This window comes from Pseudomonas sp. NMI760_13 (assembly GCF_021283245.1).
GTDB classification, from domain to species: domain Bacteria; phylum Pseudomonadota; class Gammaproteobacteria; order Pseudomonadales; family Pseudomonadaceae; genus Aquipseudomonas; species Aquipseudomonas peradeniyensis.
Genome location: NZ_JAJSRC010000035.1, coordinates 47,782 through 56,721, shown reverse-complemented (window position 1 = coordinate 56,721; position 8,940 = coordinate 47,782). Strand labels below are relative to the sequence as shown.

The 8,940-nt window shown below is 62.0% G+C and carries 12 protein-coding genes and 1 pseudogene; 3 read left to right on the top strand and 10 right to left on the bottom strand.

The features are described from left to right. Window positions 1-39: 39 nt before the first annotated feature. The 7 genes and pseudogenes from LU671_RS25900 to merR form a co-directional block, all read right to left on the bottom strand. The gene (locus tag LU671_RS25900; protein WP_134612791.1) at window positions 40-789 is read right to left on the bottom strand and encodes an ABC transporter substrate-binding protein; all 750 of its coding nucleotides are present in this window, start codon (window positions 787-789) and stop codon (window positions 40-42) included. 280 nt (window positions 790-1,069) lie between these two features. Then, a complete protein-coding gene (locus LU671_RS25895) occupies window positions 1,070-1,294 on the bottom strand; it encodes a DUF2798 domain-containing protein (RefSeq protein ID WP_003465037.1) in 225 nt (74 codons plus the stop codon). 54 nt (window positions 1,295-1,348) lie between these two features. Further along, window positions 1,349-2,050 carry a cysteine hydrolase family protein gene (locus LU671_RS25890; RefSeq protein WP_003465039.1) on the bottom strand — a complete coding sequence of 234 codons (702 nt, stop codon included), beginning with the start codon at window positions 2,048-2,050 and terminating at the stop codon, window positions 1,349-1,351. Between the two features lie 90 nt (window positions 2,051-2,140). After that, window positions 2,141-2,731: a TetR/AcrR family transcriptional regulator gene (locus LU671_RS25885; protein WP_003465041.1), complete on the bottom strand. Its 591-nt coding sequence runs from the start codon at window positions 2,729-2,731 to the stop codon at window positions 2,141-2,143. An 81-nt stretch (window positions 2,732-2,812) separates the two neighbouring features. After that, window positions 2,813-3,490, bottom strand: a complete 678-nt coding sequence (locus LU671_RS25880) for a GntR family transcriptional regulator (RefSeq protein ID WP_016487046.1) — start codon at window positions 3,488-3,490, stop codon at window positions 2,813-2,815. A gap of 69 nt (window positions 3,491-3,559) precedes the next feature. Continuing rightward, window positions 3,560-3,757 (bottom strand): annotated as a pseudogene (locus LU671_RS25875) (SDR family oxidoreductase); the annotation flags it as partial. 91 nt (window positions 3,758-3,848) lie between these two features. Next, window positions 3,849-4,247 (bottom strand): Hg(II)-responsive transcriptional regulator, encoded by a 399-nt coding sequence (merR, locus tag LU671_RS25870; RefSeq protein ID WP_003089120.1) that lies wholly within the window; start codon window positions 4,245-4,247, stop codon window positions 3,849-3,851. Between the two features lie 74 nt (window positions 4,248-4,321). Here merR and LU671_RS25865 point away from each other — a divergent pair, with 74 nt between their 5' ends. Genes LU671_RS25865 through LU671_RS25855 form a run of 3 tightly spaced genes read left to right on the top strand, consistent with a single transcriptional unit; the run spans window position 4,322 to window position 5,180 of the window. Beyond that, window positions 4,322-4,672, top strand: coding sequence for a mercuric transporter MerT family protein (locus LU671_RS25865; RefSeq protein ID WP_003089115.1), 351 nt, complete (start codon window positions 4,322-4,324; stop codon window positions 4,670-4,672). Between the two features lie 12 nt (window positions 4,673-4,684). Further along, window positions 4,685-4,960 (top strand): mercury resistance system periplasmic binding protein MerP, encoded by a 276-nt coding sequence (merP, locus tag LU671_RS25860; protein WP_003150552.1) that lies wholly within the window; start codon window positions 4,685-4,687, stop codon window positions 4,958-4,960. Window positions 4,961-4,967: 7 nt separating this feature from the next. Beyond that, window positions 4,968-5,180, top strand: coding sequence for a GDCCVxC domain-containing (seleno)protein (locus LU671_RS25855; RefSeq protein ID WP_003089113.1), 213 nt, complete (start codon window positions 4,968-4,970; stop codon window positions 5,178-5,180). 12 nt (window positions 5,181-5,192) lie between these two features. On the opposite strand, the gene LU671_RS25850 is transcribed toward LU671_RS25855, so the two are convergent. From LU671_RS25850 to LU671_RS25840, 3 genes are read right to left on the bottom strand one after another with little or no spacing between them, the layout of a single operon-like run. Next, window positions 5,193-8,186 carry a Tn3 family transposase gene (locus LU671_RS25850; RefSeq protein WP_003299771.1) on the bottom strand — a complete coding sequence of 998 codons (2,994 nt, stop codon included), beginning with the start codon at window positions 8,184-8,186 and terminating at the stop codon, window positions 5,193-5,195. 3 nt (window positions 8,187-8,189) lie between these two features. Beyond that, entirely contained in the window at window positions 8,190-8,600 is a 411-nt protein-coding gene (locus tag LU671_RS25845; protein ID WP_003150546.1) for a putative toxin-antitoxin system toxin component, PIN family, read from the bottom strand. Continuing rightward, window positions 8,600-8,839 carry a ribbon-helix-helix domain-containing protein gene (locus tag LU671_RS25840; RefSeq protein ID WP_003089107.1) on the bottom strand — a complete coding sequence of 80 codons (240 nt, stop codon included), beginning with the start codon at window positions 8,837-8,839 and terminating at the stop codon, window positions 8,600-8,602. Before LU671_RS25840 ends, LU671_RS25845 begins: the two co-directional genes overlap by 1 nt. Window positions 8,840-8,940 lie beyond the last annotated feature (101 nt).

The following is an 8,940-nucleotide window of genomic DNA, read 5'->3' as shown; positions in this document are numbered from 1 at the left end:
CGCGGGCAAGTTCAGGCCGCTACGACCGCTGCAACCGGCTTAGCGTGCTTTATTTTCCGTTTTCTGAGGCGACCCCTGTACGGCGGTGATACGGCCGTTCCAGGCCTGGATCATGTCCACTTCGCCGTCGCTGATCAGCTGCGCCGACTGCCCGCCGGACGTCCACCAGGTGGCGATGTCGGGCTTGATCTGCTCAAGCTTGCGGAAGGCGCGATCGACGTCCAGCGGATAGAGCTTGTCCATCGGCACGCCATCGGCCAGCAGCGCGATTTCCAGGGTTGGACGTGGCAGGTTACGTAGGGAGCGCTGGCCCGGGTATTTTTTGGTGTCCCAGAAGTCGGCCCAGGTCTTGGGTACGTCCGCGCCTTTGAACGCGTCCGTGCGATACGCCAGCACCGTGGAGTAGCTGATGTAGCCGACGCTGTATTCGTCCTTGAGGCTGTCGGGTATTTGCGCGGCATTGGGAATCAGCGCAAGGTCGAGCTTCTCGAACAGCCCTTCGGCTTCGCCACGGATGCAGTCGCCAGTGGGCAGGTCCACCACGTCCCAGGTGACCTTGCCGCTCTCGACCTGGGTCTTGATGATCGGGTAGGCCTTGGGCGAGCTGTCCTGTTTGAGCGTCAGACCGAGCTTTTTCGCCGCAGGCTCCAGGATCGCCTTGCTCTGGGCTTCCTGATAAGCACCGCCCTGGGATACGAACGTGATGTCCTCGGCCATGGCCTGGGTGGCGCTACCGATGAACAGGGCCAGACTCGCGAGTTGGAAAGCTGTAGTGCGCAATGTGCTCATGGAAAGACTCCGAATGGTTGGCAGATTTTCTTGGGCGAGCTGTAGGTTTTGTTGTCGGTCGCTCTGCGGGACCATGGAGGTCTAATGTACCGGCTTGTCCGTGAACGAAGCGGCTACAAATGCGCGGATGAAAAGTGGTTTATTGCGAAAATGCGAACGGGCACAGTATTTCGTGCGTCGGGTGCGGGCTTGCGCGCCTGTCGCGAGCAGCCCCGAAGCCCCCGGTAGGAGCGAGCATGCTCGCGATGGCGGTGTGTTGGGTGAGTCATAGCCAAGTCATTCAGCCCACCGTCATCCGCCTCACCACGCGCCGAATCATCGGCGCCGCCAGCACCACCACCGGCAACATCGATACCCACGACAGCGCCCACGCGTTCAACCAGCGGCCGGCAAAGGCCAGGTCGAGCGCATGGGGTGTGGTGGCGATGGCGGCCGCGACCGCGCAGGTCAGGCCGGATTGAACGACGCCGAAAACGAAATGCTCATAACGGGCGGGGATTTTCATCGGGGGTTCTCGAGAAAGAGCGGGGGGGCGCGATGCCCGGCCGCTCGGGCACGATCAAGCCGGTTGCAGTTGCGCGATAGTCTCTTCGGTGGTCCACAGCCCGTGGGCGAGGAAGCGGTAATTGATGATGGCCGCCAGGTAGCCGTCGCCATCCGGCAGGCGCGGGCCGGCGGTGGCGTCGCGTACCACGACTATTTCAAAGCCCTGTTCGAGCAGTTCGCGCAGGTGTGATTCCACGCAAAGGTTGGCCGCCATGCCGGCGAGGATGATCTGCGACACGCCTTTCTTGCGCAATTGCAGCGCCAGGTCGTTGGTTTCCGGGCCGTAGACCTTGTGCGGCGAGGCGATGATGGTCTCGCCGTCGAGAATGTACGGCTTGTAGATCTCGAGGAAATCGGCGCCGGAGCCTTCGAAGTTTTCCAGGGTGTTCGGTCCCTTGCGATCGAACATGCAGATGCTGTGCATGACCTTTTCCAGCGGACCGCCAAAATGCCAGTCGTGGTCGTGCGGGTAGTAATAGTGTGGCGACACGGCCACGGGCAGGTCGTGAGCCTTGAAGGCCTTGAACAGTTTTTCCAGGTTTTCGACGGTGTTGTTCTCGACGATGCTCTCACCGAACACCGCCCAACTGGCGCCGGCAGGGCTGAGGAAGTCGTTCTGTGGGTCGATGACCACCAGGGCGGCTTTGCTCAGGTCGAGCTTGAAACCAGTGGCAGGCAGTGCGGGTTCGGCGGGGTCGGCGTACAGATGGCTCATGACGATTTACCTCTTGGGTGCTTGCGTGGATGAGACGTGAATGTTGCTTTATATAAATGACCAGTCGTCTTATTAATGAGGAAAAAAAACTCACTCCAATAGCCGAGGCAAGACCATCGATACGAAACGCTGCAGAGGTGCACCGTCGCGCAGGACCTTGCCGCGCATGACCGCACCTTCCCAGCCTTCGACGATGACACTGGCCAGCGCTTCGGCGTCGTGAGTTTCAGAGAGTTCGCGGCGCTGCTGCGCTTCACGCAGGCAGCTCGCGAGCAAACCTTCCCAGCGCGCCAGCACATCGGCCAGACGCTTGCGGGTTTGTTCGCTGCCATTGGACATTTCCAGGGACAGGTTGCCAATCAGGCAACCCAGGCTGTATTCATGCTCGCCGTGCTCGAGCACCAGGGCCTGGAAGAACTGGCCGATGCGCTCCAGCGGCTTGACCCGGGCGTCGTAGAAGATCGGCCCGTGGCGGGTTTCGATCGAGGTCCAGTATTCCTCGAGGATCTCTGCCGCGAAGTCTTCCTTGCTGGCGAAGTAGTTGTAGAAAGAGCCCTTGGGAATCTCGGCAGCGGCGGTGATGTCCTGGACGCCGCAGCCGTTGAAGCCACGGTTGTGAACCACCTGGCGGCCAATCGACAGCAAACGGGATCTGACTTCGAGGTTGACCGGGCGAGCCATGACAGAGACATCCAGTGATGAGAAAGTTTTAATAAACTAACTGGTCATCTATGTTTCGTCAACAGTCGAATTGACTGCCAATCAGTCCGCCTGCGCCATCTCGATGTACTCGAGCATCTTCTCGTTGCCATCGAGAATGTCACGGCAGATGGCCGCCCGTGCCGCCGCGCCATCGCGGCGCTTGAGTGCGTCGAGCACTTCCCAGTGATGGTCGATGGCCATGCGCTCGTTGAAGTTGCCATAGGCACGGGCGATCAGTGGGCCGGTGCGCATCCACAGGCTATCGAGCAAACCCGCCAGCACCGGCATGCGCGCGATGGTGGTCAGCGCGTAGTGAAATTGCTGATTGCACTTGAGAGCGGCTTGCAAGTCCTGGGCGTTGATCGCGGCGATGTTGTTTTCGATGCAGGCTTGCAGGTCTGCGAGTTCGCTGTCGGTCACCAGCGCGGCGGCCGTCTCCGCAGCCAGGCCTTCAAGCGCCAGGCGGATGCTGCGGATCTCGCCGTATTGCGCGGCGGTGAGGATGGGTACGCGGATGTCACGCGGGGTCTTGAGGATCAGCGCCTGTTCCTTGGCCAGTTGCAGGATCGCGTCGCGCACCGGTGTGACGCTGGTGCCCAGTTGTTCGGCCAGGTCGCGGATGCGCAGGCGGTCATCGGGCTGGAAACGCCCGGTGATCAGTGCCTCGCGCAGCAACTCGTAGATGCCACTGCCCAGGTAAGAGTGATTGAGGGTTTGAATAGGGTAGGGGTTGCTCATTGATCGCTCATCTGCGGCGGATGCCCGGCCCGAATGATGGAAGTTTCCGGCCGGGATTTCCAGATTATTTCAGACGTGCTGACCACCGTTGACATGAATCTCCGAACCGTTGATGTACGACGCGCCTCGGGTGCAGAGGAAATGCACCAGGGATGCGACTTCTTCCGGCTTGCCCAAGCGGTGCATGGGGATCTGCTGATCGACGATCAGTTCGGTCCCGGCAGACAGGATCGACGTCTCGATCTCACCCGGTGCAATCGCATTGACGGGGTTTGGGGAGCAATGGAACCAAAAACCAACGTAAGCTCTGAATCCCACCGTAAAGGGGCTTTCCGATCTCCAGCTCACCCGCCAGGCATTACTCTCTGATCAGTGCCTCGATGATCGGGCAGATCGTTCCGCCGTCTCCCGCATCACATTGCTGCACCAGTTCGCCTAACAGTTGCTGCATGACGACCAAGTCGGCCATCTTCTGCTCGATCAACGCGAGCTTGCGTGCAGCCCGTGCTCGCGTTTCGGCACAGGCGCACGACTCATCCAGCGTCAGCAGTCCACCGACTTCCGAGAGCGTGAAACCCAGCGCCTGAGCCCGCTTGATGAAACGCAGTCGCTTCACCATGTCCACCGGATAGCGCCGATGGCCACCCAAGGGTTTGGCTGGTTCATCCAGCAGCCCGCGTCGCTGGTAGTAGCGGATCGTCTCGACGTTCACCCCGGCGGCGTCTGCCAGCTTGCCAATGGTCAGCTCTGTGGCCATCACTTTCTCCTTGATTCCGTACTTTGGTACGGAGTTTAGAATAGCACCTAGGCAATCAGGCTCAGGAGATGGGAATGGGGATGCAACTCACCGGGAAAGGCTCGCTGGTCGCGAGTTCGCTGACCGCCATCGGTGCGTCGGTGTGCTGTGTCGGGCCACTGGTGCTGTTGGCACTCGGTGTCGGCGGTACGTGGGTGGGCGCTCTGACCATGATGGAGCCACTACGCCCCCTCTTCATCGGGTTGACTCTACTGTTCCTGGGATTGGCATTCCGCAAGCTCTACCTGGTGCCACAGGTTTGTACGCCAGGTACACCCTGCGCCGATCCGCGCACGCTCGTGCGACAGCGACTCGTGTTCTGGATCGTCAGCGTGCTGCTGCTCGGCCTATTGGCCGTGCCGTGGCTCGCCCCGCTGTTCTACTGAAGGAGATTAACCATGCGCAAACTGCTGATCGCCGTGCTTTTCGCCTTGCCCTTCGTGGCGCTGGCGGCTCCCCCGAAAACCGTCACGCTCGACGTGCAGAACATGACGTGCGGACTCTGTCCGATCACGGTCAAGAAGTCGCTGGAGAAGGTGTCCGGCGTGAGTGACGTCCAGGTCAATTTCGACCAGAAGACGGCGACCGTCACCTACGATCCCGATAAGGCCCAGCCCGAGGCACTGACTGAGGCGACCGCGAACGCGGGATACCCCTCCACAGTGCAGAAGTGAGGTCACGATGAGCGCCATTGTCCTTGAGTCCGTGCTGACTTGCCCGCGCTGCGGCTTCGCCAAGCCGGAAACCATGCCCACGGACGCCTGCCAGTTCTATTACGAGTGCAGCAACTGCAAGGCGCTGCTGCGCCCCAACCCAGGGGATTGCTGCGTTTTCTGTTCGTTCGGCTCGGTGAAGTGCCCGCCGATCCAGCAGCAGCTTGGGTGTTGCTCATAGCGTTTAGGGGGATCACAGGTCGTCGTCTGGATTACGCAGTGGCCGCAGCTCGCCGCGCGCAACTTCTTCCGGTACCGCAAAGGAATACCGCCCGAGCATGTTGATGTGCTCGTAGATCAGCGGCGATAGCCGGGCCAAATCCTCTTCCAGCACTGGATAGCCGTGCTGCTTGAGCCGTTCCACGGCCGCCGTCATGTAGAGGGTGTTCCACAGCACGATGATGTTCACCACCAGGCCCAGAGCACCGAGCTGGTCTTCCTGGCCTTCGCGGTAGCGCTGGCGGAGCTCGCCGCGTTTGCCGTGGAACACGGCGCGGGCCAGGCTGTGCCGGCCTTCGCCTCGGTTCAACTGGGTCAGGGTGGCGCGGCGCTTGGACTCGTCGTCGATATAGGTCAACGTGTGCAGAGTCTTTTCGATCCGCCCGAATTCGGCCAGCGCCTGGGCCAGCCGGGTGGGTCTATCTCCCGTTTGCAGCGTGCGCATGATGCCAGTCGCCGGCACCCGGCCGAGTTTGAGCGAGCCGGCCAGGCGCAGCAGGTCGTCCCAGTGCTCGGCGATCAGGTCGAGTTTGACCGACTGGCGGGCCAGCCCGTTGAGCTTGCCGTAGTCCGCGTCCGGGCGCGTGCGCCAGAAGCGGGTACCGCCGACATCGGCCAGCCGCGGACTGAAGTGGTAGCCAAGTAGGCGGAAGAGCCCGAACACCACATCGCTGTAGGCCCCGGTGTCGGTCATGATTTGCGTCGGCTGCAACTCGGTCTGCTGTTCCAGCACGACCGCCAGCAACACCAGGCTGTCGCGCAGCGTGCCGGGCACGGTGATGGCGTTGAGGCCGGAGAATTGGTCGGAAATCAGGTTGTACCAGGTGACACCCCGGCCGGTGCCGAAATACTTCGGATTGGGGCCGGCATGCACGGTGCGCACCGGTACGACGAAGCGCATGCCATCGGCGGAGGCGACCTCGCCGCCACCCCAGACTTGGGCCAGTTCCAGTTGGCTTTGCGCTCCGACCAGGATGGCGTTAGCCGCTGACAGGGTGTCGTCGCGGATATAATTCTGGCTGACCCAGGACAGCCGGTCACGGCGCAGCGCCGGGTTGTCGGTGCGGATCAAGGGCTCCAGGCCGGTGTTGCAGGCCCCGCCCAACAGCACCGCGCAGAGGCTGGTGACCAGGTTGTCGGCGCGTGCATTGCGTTCGGAGACATGGGTGAAGGCCTCGGAAAAGCCAGTGCGGGCGGCGATTTCCAAGAGGATTTCCGGCAGATCGACACGCGGCATCAGGTCAGACACGGCCGCCCGCAGTTGCAGCAACGAGCAGGGCTCGTCCAGCTTGTCCAGCGCCCCGAGCGACAGTTCGGTCTTGCCCTCGGTGTTCTCGCTCAGTTGAATCGCCGGGTTGTCGGGCAGGCGCGCGGCTACTGCCAGCCAGGTTGCATCCAGCTCGACGGACAAGGCGTCCAGGGTGGTTTTGGCGTCGATGGTCAGGCCCAGTGACCGGCAGATGATCGGTCGCGCCGCCAGCCATTCGGCACCGTCGAGCAGGCCAAGACGCGGGTCGGCATAGCGCCAACTGGGCGAGACGAAGACATCGCGGCGGCGCAGGGCCGTGCGCAGCGCATCGAGCGTGCAGAACACATAGGCACCCATGTCGAGGGAGCCATCTTCGCGGGTGATGTGCTTCTGCCAAGCCTTGGCCACGATCTCCTGCGGCGCGTCATCCTCTGGCTTCCGGCGCGGCAGGTTCAGTTGCAGCCACTCCAGACTAGCCGCCACGCCCTTGCCGGCCGGGCTGAAGCCGAAGCGGATGTGCTTGAGCAGGTCGGGCAGGAAGCGGCGCACGCTGCGGTAGCGCGCTTCCAATGCAAGAAAATAGACGTCATCTACCGGGCGGATCAGCGCGTTGACCTCTTCCAGGGCCTTTTCCAGGGTGGTCCTCGGCAGGTCGTTGAACAGCCGGGCGCGCACGTTGTCATCGCTGATCGAGCTGTCCAGCACGACCTTGCACGCGGCGGCGAGCGTCGCGGCCGACCGATCCAGGTCTTTCAGGCTGCGCATGCGGGCTTTCTTGTCGGCCTTCTCCGCGTTGCTGAACAGGTCGCGCAGCAAGGCCTCCAGGACTTCCAGTGCGTCGTCGTGCGCAGTCGCCTCCAGGCAGAGTGCGAAGGCCACCAGTGTCGCCATCCGCCGCGACGCCGGCAGCCGATTAATCGCGGTGACCTTGGCCGTGTTGGCGAAGCGGGCCAGGGCGGCGATACGGCTGGGAGGGATGTGCGCCGCCGCCGGCAAGGTGATGCCGATGCCGCGCACGTCATCGAGCCGGCGCAGTGCCCGAATCAACGCGGGGCCACTGACCATGACCGGGCCGGAGCGCAATTGATCCAGCCGGGAGCTGCGGTTGCCTTCGGCCACCGTCAGCAAGTCTTGCAGTTGCAATCGCTGTTCCTCAGTCACGCTGCGGCCCAGCGTAAACCAGAGGCGTTCTTCGACCCGACTGCGCAACTGGGCGATAAAGCGCTCTAGTTGAGACACACCAGGCAGGAGGACTTTCTGTGTGAACAGCCACGAGGTGGCTCGCTCAAACAGCACTCCCGGCCGGTCGGTGCCCGTCCAGCAGAGGGCATACAGCCAGCGGCTCAAGCGAAAGCCGATGCCCGGATCGGTGAAATGACGATAGCCAAAGCGGTTCTGAATATCGGTGGCATGTATCCAGCGGCGATGATCGCTATAGCGCTGGAGGCAGTCGGGGTCTGGAATCGCCAGTTGTCGGCAAAGCACCTGCAGGACTTCCACCGGCACGGCGGCGGGCTTGTCCGGCAGAACGCCAACGAAGCGGACGGTGGTCAGCAGAACGGCATAACCCAGACGGTTATGGTTACCCCGCAGCACCTGGATGGCTTCACGGTCTTCATCGCTCAGGTGGAAGTAACGTTCCAGCTCTTCACGGCTGGGCGAATCAACATAGCGGCCAAAACCGTCGCGTTGCTCTTGAGTCAGAAAACCGACCGGCATTGATCACAGCACCTCGACGCAGAACACGGCGGGCGTGACGATCCGCGTGCGTTCGATGTGCCCGCGTTGCAGCAGGCCGGCGCGGCGATCACCGGTTACCAGGTAGTCCGCATCGCCCGCCAAGGCCATGGCCAGCAAAAACGAGTCATCCGGATCATCGGCTTCGACCTCGATGGTCAGGCGCTCCAGTACCACAGCCCGTTGCAGGTTATTGATCATGGCGCCCACCTTGGCGGGCTGTAGGATGGCCTGAAGCTTGGGATAGCGGCTGGCTCGACGAATTTCATCGAGTTGCATCCGCGAGGTCACCACCTCGAAACGCGCCGCCCGCCAGGCACGGTAGATCGCATCGGGCGCGCCATGTGGCGAGATCAGGGCGCTGAACAGGATGTTGGTATCCAACACGACCCGCATCAGCGCTTACGTGCCCAGTCGAGCGCTTCGTCAACCGCGTTGGTCAATTCTGCCTCACTCAGATGGGCGTTAGCGGCCTTGGCCTGCTCAGCGCTCAGCTCCAGGATGTGTGCCCGTACCGCTTCTTCGATGAAGCGCGACAGGTCGCCCTTACGGCCGCCGCCCTGGCTGGCCAGAAACATCCGAAGCGACTGGTCGGTGTCGGCCGAGACGGCGACATTCCAGCGAATGGTATTCATAGCGTTCTCCGCTAATAGGTGTTTGTGTGTTTATACGCCAATCACAAAGGGCGATGCAATGGTTCGACAAAACGAAGGTTTTGCCGAACTCTATCGAGGAA